The 14,759-nt window shown below is 68.4% G+C and carries 16 protein-coding genes; 5 read left to right on the top strand and 11 right to left on the bottom strand.

What is annotated here, in order from left to right; all coding sequences use genetic code 11:
• From AC1DFC_RS16740 to AC1DFC_RS16725, 4 genes are all read right to left on the bottom strand, one after another.
• On the bottom strand, window positions 1-296 hold a 296-nt coding region (locus AC1DFC_RS16740; protein ID WP_478179611.1), incomplete at its 3' end, for an adenine nucleotide alpha hydrolase family protein.
• Between the two features lie 13 nt (window positions 297-309).
• Window positions 310-1,059, bottom strand: coding sequence for an electron transfer flavoprotein subunit beta/FixA family protein (locus tag AC1DFC_RS16735; RefSeq protein ID WP_478179610.1), 750 nt, complete (start codon window positions 1,057-1,059; stop codon window positions 310-312).
• A gap of 135 nt (window positions 1,060-1,194) precedes the next feature.
• The gene (locus AC1DFC_RS16730; protein WP_007831644.1) at window positions 1,195-2,475 is read right to left on the bottom strand and encodes a mechanosensitive ion channel family protein; all 1,281 of its coding nucleotides are present in this window, start codon (window positions 2,473-2,475) and stop codon (window positions 1,195-1,197) included.
• Window positions 2,476-2,514: 39 nt separating this feature from the next.
• The gene (locus AC1DFC_RS16725) at window positions 2,515-3,468 is read right to left on the bottom strand and encodes a histone deacetylase family protein (RefSeq protein WP_007831641.1); all 954 of its coding nucleotides are present in this window, start codon (window positions 3,466-3,468) and stop codon (window positions 2,515-2,517) included.
• Between the two features lie 80 nt (window positions 3,469-3,548).
• On the opposite strand from AC1DFC_RS16725, the gene AC1DFC_RS16720 reads away from it, so the two are divergent.
• From AC1DFC_RS16720 to AC1DFC_RS16700, 5 genes are all read left to right on the top strand, one after another.
• Window positions 3,549-4,469 (top strand): AAA family ATPase, encoded by a 921-nt coding sequence (locus AC1DFC_RS16720; protein WP_007831639.1) that lies wholly within the window; start codon window positions 3,549-3,551, stop codon window positions 4,467-4,469.
• 130 nt (window positions 4,470-4,599) lie between these two features.
• Entirely contained in the window at window positions 4,600-5,571 is a 972-nt protein-coding gene (locus tag AC1DFC_RS16715) for a DUF58 domain-containing protein (protein ID WP_007831637.1), read from the top strand.
• Window positions 5,572-5,584: 13 nt separating this feature from the next.
• Window positions 5,585-7,606 carry a transglutaminase TgpA family protein gene (locus tag AC1DFC_RS16710; RefSeq protein WP_413335931.1) on the top strand — a complete coding sequence of 674 codons (2,022 nt, stop codon included), beginning with the start codon at window positions 5,585-5,587 and terminating at the stop codon, window positions 7,604-7,606.
• Window positions 7,607-7,659: 53 nt separating this feature from the next.
• A complete protein-coding gene (gene mltB / locus AC1DFC_RS16705) occupies window positions 7,660-8,760 on the top strand; it encodes a lytic murein transglycosylase B (protein ID WP_007831633.1) in 1,101 nt (366 codons plus the stop codon).
• A gap of 4 nt (window positions 8,761-8,764) precedes the next feature.
• On the top strand, window positions 8,765-9,385 hold the full coding sequence (locus AC1DFC_RS16700) for an HD domain-containing protein (protein WP_413335934.1): 621 nt from the start codon (window positions 8,765-8,767) through the stop codon (window positions 9,383-9,385).
• A 9-nt stretch (window positions 9,386-9,394) separates the two neighbouring features.
• Here AC1DFC_RS16700 and AC1DFC_RS16695 read toward each other — a convergent pair whose 3' ends face one another.
• The 7 genes from AC1DFC_RS16695 to AC1DFC_RS16665 form a co-directional block, all read right to left on the bottom strand.
• The gene (locus AC1DFC_RS16695) at window positions 9,395-9,883 is read right to left on the bottom strand and encodes a hypothetical protein (protein ID WP_007831623.1); all 489 of its coding nucleotides are present in this window, start codon (window positions 9,881-9,883) and stop codon (window positions 9,395-9,397) included.
• The gene (locus AC1DFC_RS16690; protein ID WP_478179609.1) at window positions 9,880-10,950 is read right to left on the bottom strand and encodes a beta-ketoacyl synthase N-terminal-like domain-containing protein; all 1,071 of its coding nucleotides are present in this window, start codon (window positions 10,948-10,950) and stop codon (window positions 9,880-9,882) included. Before AC1DFC_RS16690 ends, AC1DFC_RS16695 begins: the two co-directional genes overlap by 4 nt.
• Window positions 10,947-11,222 carry an acyl carrier protein gene (locus AC1DFC_RS16685; RefSeq protein ID WP_007831618.1) on the bottom strand — a complete coding sequence of 92 codons (276 nt, stop codon included), beginning with the start codon at window positions 11,220-11,222 and terminating at the stop codon, window positions 10,947-10,949. The genes AC1DFC_RS16690 and AC1DFC_RS16685 overlap by 4 nt, the downstream gene beginning before the upstream one ends.
• Entirely contained in the window at window positions 11,219-12,376 is a 1,158-nt protein-coding gene (locus AC1DFC_RS16680) for an ABC transporter permease (RefSeq protein WP_413335937.1), read from the bottom strand. Before AC1DFC_RS16680 ends, AC1DFC_RS16685 begins: the two co-directional genes overlap by 4 nt.
• An 8-nt stretch (window positions 12,377-12,384) precedes the next feature.
• Window positions 12,385-13,293 (bottom strand): ABC transporter ATP-binding protein, encoded by a 909-nt coding sequence (locus AC1DFC_RS16675; protein WP_478179608.1) that lies wholly within the window; start codon window positions 13,291-13,293, stop codon window positions 12,385-12,387.
• A gap of 93 nt (window positions 13,294-13,386) precedes the next feature.
• The gene (gene darH / locus AC1DFC_RS16670) at window positions 13,387-14,367 is read right to left on the bottom strand and encodes a BtrH-related acyltransferase DarH (RefSeq protein ID WP_007831612.1); all 981 of its coding nucleotides are present in this window, start codon (window positions 14,365-14,367) and stop codon (window positions 13,387-13,389) included.
• Window positions 14,364-14,759, bottom strand: a complete 396-nt coding sequence (locus AC1DFC_RS16665) for a DarG family dialkylresorcinol biosynthesis protein (RefSeq protein ID WP_007831610.1) — start codon at window positions 14,757-14,759, stop codon at window positions 14,364-14,366. The genes darH and AC1DFC_RS16665 overlap by 4 nt, the downstream gene beginning before the upstream one ends.

Raw genomic sequence — 14,759 nt, 5'->3', positions numbered from 1 at the left:
GCGACGTTCTTGCCGTTGGCGGTCGAGGGGAACAGGATGTGGCTGTAGTTGCCGGCAATGGTCAGCACCTGGGCGGCGACGTTCTCGGCCAGGTTCTCGGCCAGGCTGGGGCTGTCGGCCACGATGACCTTGGCCACGCCCGCGATCTGGGCGGCGGCCTTGCCGGCTTCGGCAGCGTTGGCTCCGGCCACCAGCACGTGGACATCGCCACCGCAGGCCAGCGCGGCAGTCACGGTGTTGAGGGTCGCGGGCTTGACGGTCGCGTGGTCGTGTTCGGCAATAACTAGTGCGGTCATGTCGTTGTCTTCCTCAGATCACTTTGGCTTCGTTCTTGAGCTTGTCCACCAGGGTGGCGACGTCGGGCACCTTGATGCCGGCGCCGCGCTTGGGCGGCTCGCTGACCTTGAGGGTCTTCAGGCGGGGCTTCACATCGACACCCAGCTCTTCGGGCTTGAAGGTGTCCAGCGGCTTCTTCTTGGCCTTCATGATGTTGGGCAGCGTCACGTAGCGCGGCTCGTTCAGGCGCAGGTCGGTGGTGATGACGGCCGGCAGGCTGAGGCTGACGGTTTCCAGGCCGCCGTCGACTTCGCGCGTCACGGTGGCCTTGCCGTCGGCGACTTCGACCTTGGAGGCGAAGGTGGCTTGGGGAAGATCAGCCAGGGCTGCCAGCATCTGGCCCGTTTGATTGGCGTCGTCGTCGATGGCCTGCTTGCCGAGGATGATGAGCGACGGTTGTTCCTTGTCGACCAGCGCCTTGAGCAGCTTGGCCACGGCCAGGGGCTGCAGTTCTTCGGTGGTCTCGACCAGGATGCCGCGGTCGGCGCCGATGGCCATGGCGGTGCGGAGCGTCTCCTGGCACTTGGCGTCACCGCAGGACACGGCGATGACCTCGGTGACCACACCCTTTTCCTTCAGGCGAACCGCTTCTTCCACCGCGATCTCGTCGAAGGGGTTCATGCTCATCTTGACGTTGGCAATGTCCACCCCGGTGCCGTCGCTCTTCACGCGCACCTTGACGTTGTAATCGACGACCCGTTTGACAGGTACGAGAACCTTCATTGACTTGACTCCATTGGATTGCAAAAAGGGGGCTTCGAGGGCAACCGGTCATTCTAGGACGCGACCTTTGTCGCCTCTCCATTCTTCTCGTCGGCACGGGGACCAAGAAAAAAGAACGATCGTGCTTTTCCGTGATTATAAAACAGCGTCGGGCGCCTGGACGACTCCTGGCGGTAAAGACTCCACACGCAGCACGCGCTGCGGATAGGGAATGTCGATGCGCGCACCGCGCAGCCCGTCGAGGATTGCGATGTTGATGGCCGAGCGCAGGTTGTCCTTGCCCTTGTCGGGGTCGGCGACCCAGAAGTTCAGCGTGAACTCCAGGCCGTCGGGCGCGAAGTTCATGAGGAAAGCCACCGGCTCCGGGTCGGACATCACGCGCGGCTGGGCCTTGGCGGCCTCGCACAAGATGGACTGCACCTGCGCCACGTCGCTCTCGTAGCCGACCACGATGGTGGTCGTGATGTTGAACTTGCGGTCGGCCAGCGACAGGTTTTCGACCCGGCTGGTGATCAGCGATTCGTTCGGCACGATGGCCTCGCGCCCGTTGCCCGCGCGGATCAGGGTATAGCGGGTCTTGATGTCGGTGATGCGGCCCTCGAAGGTATCGACCTTCACGTTGTCGCCGATGCGGATCGAGCGCTCGAGCAGGATCACGAACCCGCTTACGTAGTTGGCCGCCAGCTTCTGCAGGCCGAAACCCAGGCCCACGCCGAGCGCGCCGCCGAGCACGGACAGCGCCGTCAGGTCCACCCCCACCGCCGACAGCGCGAACAGCAGGCCGACCAGCAGCAGGAAGGCACGCACCGCATTCGACGCCACCTTGCGCATCGACAGGTCGGTCACGGCCTCGCGCAGGATGCGCTTCTCGATGGTGCTCGCGATCCACAGCGAGATCACCAGCACCAGCCCCGCCGACAACACGCCCTGGAAGATGGTCTGCAGGCTCACACGCGTCTTGCCGAAGGCCAGCGTGATGTCGTCGAGCTCGGCCAGCACCGGCGGCAGCAGCCCGACGATCCAGAGCACCGCCGCGATCCACGCCAGCCAGGAGATCGTGCGCTCGATCAGCCGCACGAGGTTGGACGCGGGAAACACCGCCCGCAGCACCCGCGCGAACAGCCTGATGACCACCAGCGACAGGAACACCGGCACCGCGATGCGCAGCACCAGCACGGTCTGGAAATCGAGCACCACGCGCCGGGCGAGATCGGTGAACACCAGCGCCAGCAACGGAAACAGCAACCCGTCGAAGGTGCTCTCGCCGAACCAGATCGAATCCTTGGGCTGGTCGCGGCCGAACCACTTGCAAACGGCCCAGGCCAGCGCCACGCAGACCACCAGCGCGACAAGCTCGATGCCGAGGCCGCGCGCATCGACCTGGCTCAGACGTTGAGTGAAATCGTTGAAATTCATCTATTGAAAGGTAGCGGAGCGCCGTCCGCGCCGGCTGCGTTAGAGGTCCGCGAGAACGCGGATGTGGGCTTCCACGCTGCGCGCGAGCGCATCGAGGTTGTAGCCGCCTTCGAGCATCGAGACGATACGGCCCTTCGCATGGCGCCTCGCAACATCGTGTATGCGGCCCGTGATCCAGGCGAAGTCGTTTTCGTTGAGGCCCAGCTGGCCCAGGTCGTCCTCGCGATGGGCGTCGAAGCCGGCGCTGATGAAGACCATCTGCGGCTTGAACTCCTCCAGCCGCGGCATCCAGGCCGCTTCGATCATCTCCCGCACGTCCATGCCCCTTGTGTAGGCCGGGATCGGCAGGTTCAGCATGTTCGGCGCCGGATGCTCGGTGCCGCTGTACGGGTAGAACGGATGCTGGAAGAACCCGACCATCAGCACGCGCGGATCGTTCGAGAGGATGTTCTCGGTGCCGTTGCCGTGGTGCACGTCGAAATCGACGATGGCCACGCGCTCGATGCCGTGCACCTCGATGGCGTGGCGCGCCGCGATGGCGACGTTGTTGAAGAAGCAGAAGCCCATCGCCTGCTCCCGGCAGGCATGGTGGCCGGGCGGGCGCACCGAGCAGAAGGCGTTTTCCAGGTCGCCGGCAATCACCGCGTCGGTCGCAGCGATCGCAGCGCCGGCGGCGCGGCGCGCGGCCAGCAGGGTGAAGCGGTTGAGCACCGTGTCGGGGTCGACCTGCGCGTGGTCGGGGCCGCCGGCGGGTTCGTCGGCCACCAGGCGCTGGTTCAGCGCCTCGAGGTACTCGACGTGCGCGGTGCTGTGCGCCCGGGTGATCTGTTCCAGGGTGGCCAGCGGCACCTCGCAGTGCTCCAGCGCATCGCCCACGCCGGTGAGCAGCAGGCGGTCTTCGATGGCATCCAGCCGACCCGGGCACTCGGGGTGCCCCTCGCCCATGTCGTGCTTCCAGAAGTCGCGGTGTGTGAAGTAGCCTGTCTTGCCCATGTGTCTCTGTCGCCACGCCTAGACCTCATTCGGCATGGGGCCGGCAGGTCTTACGGTATCGTTTGCATATGGATACAAATATGGACGTTGCTGCGAAGCTAGCCACTTTGCTGAGTCAGCTTAACACGGTGATCGTGGGCAAAGAGGCCCAGGTGCGCGACTGCGTGGCCTGCCTGCTGGCAGGTGGGCACCTGCTGATCGAGGATGTGCCGGGGGTGGGCAAGACCACCCTCGCCCACGCGCTGTCGCATACCTTCGGGATGCAGTTCTCGCGGGTGCAGTTCACGGCCGACCTGATGCCTGGCGACCTGTCGGGCGTGGCGATCTACGACCGGGGCCAGCAGGCCTTCGTGTTCCACCCCGGGCCGATCTTTGCGCAGGTGCTGCTGGCCGACGAGATCAACCGTGCCAGCCCCAAGACCCAGAGCGCGCTGCTCGAGGCGATGGAGGAAAAGCAGGTCACCGTCGAAGGCGAAACCCGCCCGCTGCCCACGCCCTTCTTCGTGATCGCCACCCAGAACCCGCAGGACCAGCTCGGCACCTTCGCGCTGCCCGAGTCGCAGCTCGACCGCTTCCTGATGCGCATCTCGCTCGGCTACCCCGACCGCGCCGCCGAGCGGCTGCTGCTCGCGGGCGGCGACCGCCGCGAAATGCTGGCCTCCCTGCCCGCCATGCTGACCGCCGGCGAACTCACGGCCCTGCAGCAGCGCGTGCAGCAGGTGCATGCGGCCGAGCCGCTGCTCAACTACCTGCAGGACCTGATCGCGGCCACGCGCTCGGGCCGCTGGTTCCTGCAGGGCCTGTCGCCGCGCGCCGGCATCGCGGTGCTGCGTGCGGCCAAGGCGCAGGCGCTGCTGGCCAACCGCAGCTACGTCGCACCCGACGACGTGCAGGCCGTGCTGCCGCAAACGATCGCGCACCGCCTCACGCCCGTGGGCGACGCCGGGCGCGGCGCCGTGGAGCAGGTGCGCGCCATGATCGCCGCCGTGCCACTGCCGTAGTCATGAAACACCCCCAGGCTTTGCGCACTTCGTGTCGCTTCTCCTCCCCCCTTGCAGGGGGCAACACCGGCGGCCCGGCGAAGCCGGTTCCGCGGTGTTTCGCGCTTTTCGGCCCCAGGGACCACCACCGATGATCGCCTCTTTGCGCTCGCGCATCGATGGCTGGTTCCTGTCGCGCCGTCCGCCGTCGGACACGCTGGAGCTCACGCAGCGCAATGTCTACATCGTGCCCACGCGGGCCGGATGGACGCTGGGCGCGACGCTGCTGGTGCTGCTGGTCGCCTCGATCAACTACCAGCTCAACCTCGGCTACCTGCTGACCTTCCTGCTGGCCGGCAGCGTGGCCGTGGGCATGCACGTGTGCCACGGCACGCTGCGCGGGCTGGCGATGCACCTCGTGCCGCCCGATGCCCACTACGCGGGCGCCGCCGCCGTCTTCCGGGTGGTGCTGCACAACACCCGGCGCCGCGTGCGCTACGGCATCGGCATGGCCGTGCGCGGCAGCGGGCAATGGGCCTGGACCGACGTGCCGGCCGAGGGAACGTCCACCGTCGAGATCGCCTTCCAGCCCGAGCGGCGCGGCCTGCACCCGGTCCCGCCGCTCACGGCCGAGACGCGCTTCCCGCTCGGCACGTTCCGCGTGTGGACAGTCTGGCGGCCGGCCGCGCAGATGCTGGTCTACCCCACGCCCGAGGCGCATCCGCCGCCGCTGCCGCCGGGCGAGCCGCTGTCGGGGCCGGCGGCGATGTCCGCCTCGCTGCGGGCGCACAACGCCGGCGAGTACGACGGCGTGCGCGCCTACCGCCGCGGCGATCCGCTGAAGCTCGTGGTCTGGAAGAAGGCAGCGCGCGCACAGGCAGCCGGATCGGAAGAGCTGGTGAGCCGCGACACGCAGCAGACCCAGCGCGAAGAACTCTGGCTCGACGCGCGGAGCACCGGCCTTGCCGATGCCGAAGCCCGCCTCTCGCGCCTGTGCGCGTGGGTGCTGATGGCCGACCGGCTGGGCGTGGACTACGGCATCCGGGTAGAGGGCCGGGTCGTGAAGCCGTCGCAAGGCGAAGCCCACCGGCGCGCCTGCCTCGAGGCCTTGGCGCTGTGTTGAACGGAACCGCCGCATGAACCGAGTCATACGGGAACTCGCCGCACTCCCCCGGGACGCGCGGGATACCCTTTTCCTGCTCTGCGTGATCGGCCTGATCCTGCTGCCGCAGATCGAGAACCTGCCCTGGTGGTGCACGGCCATCACAGCCATGGTGCTGCTCTGGCGCGCCACATTGTCCGTACAGGGACGCTCCCTGCCCAGCAAGTGGTGGCGCATCGCCCTGCTGGCGCTGATCCTCGGCGCCACCTACGCCACGCACCGCACGCTGCTGGGCCGCGACGCGGGCGTGACGCTGATCGTCAGCCTGCTCGCACTCAAGACGCTGGAACTGCGCGCGCGGCGCGATGCGTTCGTGGTCTTCTTCCTGGGCTTCTTCGCGATGCTCACGAACTTTTTCTATTCGCAGTCGCTGCTGACCGCGTTCACCATGCTGCTGGCGCTGCTGGGCCTTTTGACCGCGCTGGTCAACGCGCACATGCCGGTGGGTCGGCCGCCGCTGATGCAGGCCGCACGCATGGCGGGCTGGATGGCGCTGGCGGGCGCGCCGATCATGCTCACGCTGTTCCTGCTGTTCCCACGCCTCGCGCCGCTGTGGGGCACACCCAGCGACGCCATGCTGGGGCGCAGCGGCCTGTCGAACACCATGCGCGTCGGCACCATCGCCGAACTGGCGCTCGATGACCGCATCGCCGCGCGCATCAAGTTCGACGGTGGCCGGGCGCCGCCGCAAAGCCAGCTCTATTTCCGTGGACCGGTGCTGGCGCAGTTCGACGGCCGTGAATGGACCGCGCTGCCGTCATGGGCGCGCGGCGCGCAATGGACCCCCAACCTGCGCGTGAGCGGCGAACCCGTGCGCTACGAGGTCACGCTCGAAGCCAGCAACCGCCCCTGGCTGCTGGCCCTCGACGCGGCGCAGCGCCCCCCCGAGGCACCCGGCTTCGAAGTCACCGGCACGCCCGACCTGCAATGGATCGCGAACCGCCCCGTCACCGACCTGGTGCGCTACCGCGCCGAAAGCTACACGCAGTTCCAGAGCGGCCCATTGAAGCGCACGGGCGGCCAGCTCCAGGCCTACTTGGCGCTGCCGCCCGGCACCAACCCGCGCACCGCCGCCCTCGCCGCCGAGATGCGCGCCGACCCCGCGCTGGCCAACGCCAACGCGCAGGCCTTCGTGCAGGCCGCCCTGCGGCGCCTGCGCACCGGCGGCTACAGCTACACGCTGGAGCCGGGCGTCTATGGCAACGACACGGCCGACGAGTTCTGGTTCGACCGCAAGGAGGGCTTCTGCGAACACATCGCCTCGGCCTTCGTGGTGCTGATGCGCAACCTGAACATCCCGGCGCGCATCGTGACGGGCTACCAGGGCGGGGAACTCAACGGCGTAGACAACTACTGGATCGTGCGCCAGAGCGATGCCCATGCCTGGGCCGAGATCTGGCAGGAAGGCACCGGCTGGACCCGCGTGGATCCCACGGGCTCGGTGTCTCCGGGGCGCATCGGCCAGACACAGCGGCTCCAGCCGCAGCCGGGCCTGATCGCGGGCGCCTTCGGCTCGATGAGCCCCACCCTCGTGCAGAACATCCGCGCCGCATGGGAAGCCGTCAACAACGGCTGGAACCAGTGGGTGCTCAACTACACCCAGAGCCGCCAGCTCAACCTGCTGAAGAACATCGGCTTCAAGGCGCCGAGCCTCGAAGACCTGGCCTACGTGCTGCTCTACCTGCTGGTGGGCGCGAGCCTGGCTGGCGCCGGCTGGACGCTGTGGGAGCGCAGCCGGCACGACCCATGGCTGCGCCTGCTGGGCCGGGCGCGCGCGCGGCTCGCCAAGGCCGGCCTGCAGCTGCCCGACAGCGCCCCGCCGCGCCAGATGGCACAGGCGGCCGACGCACGCTTCGGCCCCGCCGCGCAGGCCGTGCGCGACTGGCTGCTCAAGCTCGAGGCACAGCGTTACGCGCCGGCCACGCCCGACTCGCTCTCCACCCTGCGCGCCGAGTTCCGGCGCATCGCCTGGCCGACCGACAACCCACGCGGCTGAAACCACATGTGTCCCTGAAGAGGGGCCATGTGGGCGGACGGCACAATCGGCCCATGCGATTTTTCCTCTCCACGCCTTCGCGCGCCGCCGCGGCAGCCGCCCTCCTTGCCGCCTGCTGCGCATGGTCCACGGGGGCTGTAGCCCAGAAGTCTTCCAACGGCCGCAGCGCAGCGGCCAGCCCGGTGCGCGGCAGCACGCCCTACGCCACGCGCGACGACGCGATGAAGTTCGCCGACGAAGTGGCCGAGCGCCGCGGCCTCGATCGCGACTGGGTGCGCGCCACCATCGGCAGCGCGCGCTTCCTGCCCAACGTGCCGCGGCTCATGCTGCCGGGCCCGGTCGGCACGGTGAAGAACTGGCAGACCTACCGCAGCCGCTTCATCGACCCGGTGCGCATCGCGGCGGGCGTGCGCTTCTGGCGCGCCAATGCCGACACGCTCGCGCGCGCCGAGCAGGTGTACGGCGTGCCGCCGGAAATCATCGTCGGCATCGTCGGCGTGGAGACCATCTACGGCCGCAACATGGGCAACTTTCGCGTGATCGATGCACTGGCCACGCTCTCGTTCGACTTTCCCGAAGGCCATCCACGCGCGGCCGAGCGCCAGGCCTTCTTCCGCGGAGAGCTCGAAAGCTTCCTGAGCACCGAGAGCCGCACCGCCGACGATCCGCTCACGCCCGTCGGCAGCTATGCCGGCGCGATGGGCATGCCGCAGTTCATGCCCAGCAGCATCGCCAAGTACGCGGTCGACTTCGACGGCGACAGCCGCATCGATCTCGTGAACAACCCGGCCGACGTGATCGGCTCGGTCGCCAACTACTTCAAGGCCTTCGGCTGGAAGGCCGGCATGCCGGCGATCTATCCGATGCATTTCGAGGAAGCGCGGCTGCAGAAGGCGCTGCTGCTGGCGCCCGACATCCTGCCGACCTTCAGCACCGACAGCTTCGTGGCCGCCGGCGCGGTGCCCGAAGGCGACGGCATCAACCACAAGGGCCTGCTCGCATTGATCGAGCTGCAGAACGGCGCCGATGCGCCACCAACCTACGTGGCCGGCACGCGCAACTTCTACGTGATCACGCGCTACAACTGGAGCAGCTACTACGCCATGTCCGTGCTCGACCTTGGGCAAGAGGTCAAGGCGGCGATGGAGCAATAGCACCATGACACCCGAGGCGCTGCGCGCGAACTGGAACGAGGCCTGGCATGCGCTGGGCATCGACTCGCCGGGTGAGGCGCTGTGCGAAGAGCTGCAGCGCCGCTACGGCGAACCGCAGCGCCACTACCACACGGTGCAGCACCTGGGCGAATGCCTCGCGTGGTTCGAGCGCGAGAAGACGTTGGCCGAACGCCCCGGTGAAGTGGCGCTCGCGCTGTGGTTCCACGACGCCATCTACGACGTACACGCCCACGACAACGAGGCACGCAGCGCCGATTGGGCGCGCGAGGCCCTGCTCGAAGCCGGTGCGGACAGAGCAGCCGCCGAGCGCGTCCATGCGCTCGTGATGGCCACACGCCACGACGCCGTACCCGAAGGCCGCGATGCCGAGCTGCTGATCGACATCGACCTGTCGATCCTCGGCGCGGAACGTGGGCGTTTCGACGAATACGAGCGGCAGGTGCATGCCGAATACGCCTTCGTTCCGGACGAGGTGCGGCTGCCGCGGCGCCGAGCGATTCTTCAGCGCTTTCTCGACCGCCAGGCCATCTATGCGACACCGCGGATGCACGCGCAGCTCGAAGCGCAGGCCCGCCTCAACCTGCAGCGTTCCATCGCGGGCTGACCGGCCTCGTCAGGCGGGCACCAGGCGCCACCATTCGGTGCGCGGCGGCTCGCCATGGCGCTCTTCTTCCACGATGCCGAACAACAGGCCGTCGCGCGCCGCGCCCAGCTTCGCCAGCTGCAGCGTGCGCGCCGCATCGCGGCACAGCGCAAAACTGGCGTCGCCCCACCATTCGAGACAGCGGCCGACTTCGGCCAGCATCAGCGCGGGCTGGCTCTGCATGAAGGTGAAGGGCATCGGCAGGCCTGCATCGAGCTGGGTCAGGCCGGCATGCGTGGCGCCCCATGCGCCGCGTTGACTGGCGACACGGATGCGCGCGCCGGCCGGCAATGCGGCCTCGCCCGCCGCGTCGAGGCAGCAGCGTGCGCCGTACATCGCCAGCTCGGTCCACAGGCCGACACGGCGCGGCCGGCGGCCGATGCGGCGGGCGAGGTCATCGCGCCAGTCGACCGGCGGCGGATGCGCGATGAAATGGGCGGTGGTGTGCCAGGTGCTCATGGGCCTGCGTCCTTCAACACGAGCGAAGCATGTCCACCGCCGAAGCCCACCACGTTGAGCAGGATGTTGCGCAGCTTCTGCGGCGCCTCCTTGCTCAGCGCAATGCCGAGCGATGCATCGAGCGAATAATCCACCGACGGCCAGACGCCACCCTCGATGCAGCCGACCAGCAAGGCCAGTTCCGCCGCCCCCGCCGCGCCCAGCGTGTGGCCGATCGCCGACTTGAGCGACACCAGCGGCGGCAGCGGATCGAACACCCGCTTCAGCGCTTCCACCTCGATGGCGTCGTTGACGGGGCTGCCCGCCGCCTGCACCTTGATCAGGTCGATGTCGCCGGGCTGCAGGCCGCTCTGCGCCAGCGCGCCGCGGCACATCGCATGCACGGCCGTGGCTTCGGTGCCCGATGGGTTGCGCCCGTCGACCACGTTGGCACCGCCCGCGACCTGCCAGCGCGCAGGACGCGATGTCATTCGCAGTGCGGCGACCGCTTCGCCGAGCACCAGCCCCTTGCGCTGTGCGCCGAAGGGCTGCGCGCGGTCGGGCGCCAGCAACTGCATCGCGCCGAAGCCGGCGACCGTGAAGCGGTTGTCGAGTTCGATGCCGATCACCAGTGTCTGGTCGGCGTCTTCGCTGCGAATCAGCTCGGCGGCCGCCAGCACCGCGTTCAGCGCCGACGTGCAGGCGGTCGAAACGGTGAACACCGGTCCCTGCCAATCCAGCGCGCGGGCCACGATGCCGGCAAAGTCCTGCAGGTCGCCGCCGAGCCGCAGGTCCTGCTTCTCGTGCTCCATGAAGCCGATGTCGAGCGACGACGAGGCCACGAACAGCGGTACCGTGCGCGCGCCCCAGTCGCCGGTCTGCGCAGCCACGTTGCACACGGTGCGGCACAGGCGCTGCGTCCAGTCGCCTTCGCTCGGCGCCAGCGCGTACACCGGCCAGTGGATTCCCTCTGCCACGGCCACCGGTGTCGGCAGCACGCCGCCGCGCTGCAGCGACGCCAGCACGGATGGAACGTCGTCGCCGAGCACACAGGCCAGGCCCGTGCCGCCCAGGTAGACGTCGCTCATGCCTTGCCCGCCAGCGCGAGGTGCTCCGCCAGATGAGCGATGGAAGTCATCGCCCGGCGTGTTTCCTTGCTGTCGGGCATGCGCACGCCGAAGCGCTGCTGGATCGTCATCGACACCTGGAGCGCGTCGAGCGAGTCGAGGTCGAGCCGGGCCTCGGGGCCGAACAATGGCTCGTCGTCGCCGAGGCCGCCCGGGGGCGCGTCCTTCTCGACGGCTTCGAGCACCATGGCCTTGAGGCTGGCAATGAATTCAGGGGTGACGGTGGTGCTCACGATGCGCGCCTGCGAAACAGAAAAACAGCCAGAAGAAACATCAGCGCCGCGAACACGGCCAGCCGGCCGATCTGCGGCAGCGCATCGGCCACGCCGCCGCCACGCAGCAGCACGGTCAGCAGCGCTTCGAGCCCCCAGTTCATCGGGGAAATCTCGACCAGCCGCTGCATGAAGCCCGGCATGACGAACTTGGGCACCATGATGCCGCCCGCCGCCGCCATCAGCACATTGACCATCGGCCCGATGGTGGCCGCCTGCGCGTGGCTGCGCACCAGGCAGGCCAGCGCGAGCGACAGGCTCACCGCCGCGAGGCTCACGGCCGCGAGCGACAACAGCAGCGCGCCCCAATGGATGCCCGCGAGCGACAGCGCGTCGCCGCCGATCAGCGGCATGAACCAGATGCCGGCCGCGAGCATCAGCACGGCCTGCAGCGCGTTCACGCCCAGGTACGGCAGCGCCTTCGACATCAGCAGCATGCTGCGCGACACGCCCAGGCCCTGCAGCCGTCCGAGCGCGCCCGAGCTGCGCTCCTGCACGAACAGGCTGGACAGCGAGGCCACCACGAAGAACATGCCGAACACCAGCCACGCCGGCACGTTCTGCTGCACCGAGGTCGGCCGCGGGCCGGCGGTGGAGAAGCGCTCGGCGCGCACCATCGCCTCGATGGACGCCTCGGGCGCGGGGCTGGCCGTGCCGGGCACCGCCAGCGCAAGGCGCGCCTTGAGCTCGCCCGAGGCGCCGATGAGTTCGGCGCGCAGTGCGTTGAACAGGTTGGCGTCGATGCCCGGTTCGGTCAGCAGATGGATGTACGCCCTGGTCGACAGCGCGGCCGACTCCAGCTCTTGCGACAGGCCCGGCTCCATCACGATCACGTACTTGAGCGAGCCGTTGAGCAGCCGTGCCTGCCAGTCATTGCCAAGCGGCTGCGGCGCGCCATGGTTGCGCTGCCAGAGCTGCTTGAGCCACTGCGCGGGCGTGGCCGTGTCGCGCATGTCGATGGCGTAGCTCAGTTCGGCCAGCGGCGGGCGGTAGATATCCTTCAGCGTGAGCGACATCAGCACGATGAAGACCATCGGCATCAGGAACAGCGCGGCAAGGCCGTGCATGTCGCGCACGAGGGCGAGCAGTTCTTTCTTGATGAGCGCGAGGAGCATGGGGTTCTTCAGTCGCGCAACGAGCGGTGGGTGAGCGCCATGAACAGCTGCTCCAGGTCATGGCGGCCGAATTCGGCGTGGCGCACCTCGGTGCCCGCGGCTTCCAGAGCAGCCAGCACCGGCCCCGGGCCGCTCCCTGCGTTCAGGTGAATGCGCCAGTGCGCGCCGCCCTGCTCCACCGTGCCGAAGCGCGAGAGCATGCCGGCGTCGAGCCCGTCGGCGGCCAGCGTGAGCAGCATCGCGCTCTTCGACAGCAGCCCGTCGAGCGAGCCTTCGCGCAGCACGTGTCCACGGTCGAGGATGGCGACGCGATCTGCAATGGCCTCGATCTCCTCCATGTAGTGCGAGGCGTAGATCACCGCCGCGCCCTGCTGCGCGAGGCTCCGGATCGCGTCGAGGATGAACGCGCGCGATTGCGGATCGACGCCCACGGTGGGCTCGTCGAACAGCATCAGCTCGGGCTCGGGCAGCAAGGCAATCGCAAGGTTGAGCCGGCGCTTGAGGCCGCCCGAGAGCCGCTCGGCGCGCACGCCCGCGAACTGCTCCAGCTGCGCGAATTGCGTGCAGGCCTCGATCCGCTCCTTCTTGCGCGGGCCCGACAGCCTTCCCGCAGCGGCGAACACCGCCAGGTTCTCGGCCACGGTGAGCATCGGATAGAACGCCTGCTCCTGAGGTGCCACCGCGATGCGCGTCGGGGCCTTCGCACGCACCTGCTGCAGCGGCTGGCCGTCGATGAGGATCTCGCCCGACTGCACGGCCAACGCGCCCGACAAGTGCGAGATCAGCGTGGTCTTTCCCGCGCCGTTGGGGCCCAGCAGGCCCAGCACGCAGCCCCGTGGCACGGTGAGCGACACGTCCACCAGCGCGGGGGTGTCGGCGTTCGGATACCGGTGGCCGAGGGTCTTCAACTCGAGCATGGGTCTGGCCTCGAGTTGCCGGGTGACGGGGGCGTGTCGGCGTGATCGCGCCCCGAACAACGAACAACAAGGAGAAAAGAACAACGCTCCATCTCAGGCCACGGCAGCCTTCAGGTCGCGAAAGAAGTTTTCTTCCTGCAGCGCCTGCTCGTGCAGCTTGGCAGCCAGCGCGGCGGGGTCGACCGCCTCTCGCCCCTTCACCATGCGCGCCGCCTTGAGCGCGAACGCACGCCAGCCGTCGCCGATGGCGATCAGCCGCTCGGACATCTGCTGCAGTTGCGGCTTGTCGAGCAGCTGTGCCGCCTCTTGCAGGAAACCCGCATAGATGAAGCGGAAACCCGCCCCGCCCGTGCCGATTTCTTCCTGCATGCGCACCACGTGGCCGATGAAGTCGACGCTGCGCGGATCGGTCGGCGACAGCTTCTGCATGCGCTTGGCCAGCATGCGCATGCCGCGTACGCCGACGATGGGAATGGGCGCCAGCATGTTGCGCACCGTCTTGCGGATGGCCTTGACCACGGAGGCCGCATCGACCGTCTTGCGATCGATGGCCTGCGGGTAATACATGAGCCCCTTCGGCGCCAGCACGCCCTTGGCGAAGCGAGCGCGTGCCAGGTCGCCGCTCGGGCAGCGCACGGGCTCCTCGAACACCGGGTCGCTGATCAGGTAGTCATCGCCGTCCTTCCCGTACACCAGCAGGTTGTGCGCATTGAAGTGGAAGCGCATGTTCGGCGGAAAGTACGGCAGCCAGTAGACCGAGGTCTGCAGGCCCACCAGCTGGCCATCGGCCAGCAAAGCATCGAGCCGCTGCTGTCCGGCCTCGGCGCTGCGAAAGGTCTCGAAGCGGAAGCGGGCGGCCATCGGTGCCAGCAGGCCCTTGATGATGGCCTTGGGCGGCATGCGGTACGAAATGAGCGGCAGGCCCGACAGCTTGATGAACGGCAGGTACGCGAACGAGATCGCGGACGACAGGCCGAGCGCCATGCTCTCGCTCATCGGTGCGCCGTGGTGGCGCATCAGGCTGGAGATGACGCCGCTTTCGCAATGCGCCGCCTGTTGGTGTTGGAAGTTCACGGCAGGCCCTGCAAGGTGGAGACGGAAAGCCCCAGCGCTTCGCCGTAGCGCGCGAGCTGGGCCGGCGACAGCGCCGCGAAATGGCGCGGCTGCAGGTGGCGCCGTACGCGCCACTGCCAGAAGCCGCTGGTCTGCGAGAGCAGCGCCACGTCCATGCGGCGCTCGTACATCCAGTATTCGAGCGGCGAGGCCTGCCCCGCCTTCACGCGCTCCTTCGCGGCCTGCGCCTGTTCGACGAGCACGTCGACCGCATGGCTGGTGACGATCTCCTCCGCCTCCCAGCCGCGCGAAGTGGTGGTGACGACGCGGCCCTGCGCGTCGCGGGCGTACATCAGCTTGGAATGGCCGTCGAGGGTCGCATTGCCCTCCTGCGGTACTGCGTCGAGATCCAT

The organism is Variovorax sp. 10L421 (genome assembly GCF_056395365.1).
This window is presented reverse-complemented; position numbering and strand designations above follow the sequence as displayed.

Coding starts and splice junctions, on each gene's coding strand:
- mltB (WP_007831633.1), top strand. CDS start 7,660: ATGCGATTTTTCCTCTCCACGCCTTCGCGCGCCGCCGCGGCAGCCGCC.
- AC1DFC_RS16675 (WP_478179608.1), bottom strand. CDS start 13,293: ATGCTCGAGTTGAAGACCCTCGGCCACCGGTATCCGAACGCCGACACC.
- AC1DFC_RS16680 (WP_413335937.1), bottom strand. CDS start 12,376: ATGCTCCTCGCGCTCATCAAGAAAGAACTGCTCGCCCTCGTGCGCGAC.
- AC1DFC_RS16735 (WP_478179610.1), bottom strand. CDS start 1,059: ATGAAGGTTCTCGTACCTGTCAAACGGGTCGTCGATTACAACGTCAAG.
- AC1DFC_RS16720 (WP_007831639.1), top strand. CDS start 3,549: ATGGACGTTGCTGCGAAGCTAGCCACTTTGCTGAGTCAGCTTAACACG.
- AC1DFC_RS16700 (WP_413335934.1), top strand. CDS start 8,765: ATGACACCCGAGGCGCTGCGCGCGAACTGGAACGAGGCCTGGCATGCG.
- AC1DFC_RS16730 (WP_007831644.1), bottom strand. CDS start 2,475: ATGAATTTCAACGATTTCACTCAACGTCTGAGCCAGGTCGATGCGCGC.
- AC1DFC_RS16715 (WP_007831637.1), top strand. CDS start 4,600: ATGATCGCCTCTTTGCGCTCGCGCATCGATGGCTGGTTCCTGTCGCGC.
- AC1DFC_RS16725 (WP_007831641.1), bottom strand. CDS start 3,468: ATGGGCAAGACAGGCTACTTCACACACCGCGACTTCTGGAAGCACGAC.
- AC1DFC_RS16665 (WP_007831610.1), bottom strand. CDS start 14,759: ATGGATCTCGACGCAGTACCGCAGGAGGGCAATGCGACCCTCGACGGC.
- AC1DFC_RS16695 (WP_007831623.1), bottom strand. CDS start 9,883: ATGAGCACCTGGCACACCACCGCCCATTTCATCGCGCATCCGCCGCCG.
- AC1DFC_RS16710 (WP_413335931.1), top strand. CDS start 5,585: ATGAACCGAGTCATACGGGAACTCGCCGCACTCCCCCGGGACGCGCGG.
- AC1DFC_RS16690 (WP_478179609.1), bottom strand. CDS start 10,950: ATGAGCGACGTCTACCTGGGCGGCACGGGCCTGGCCTGTGTGCTCGGC.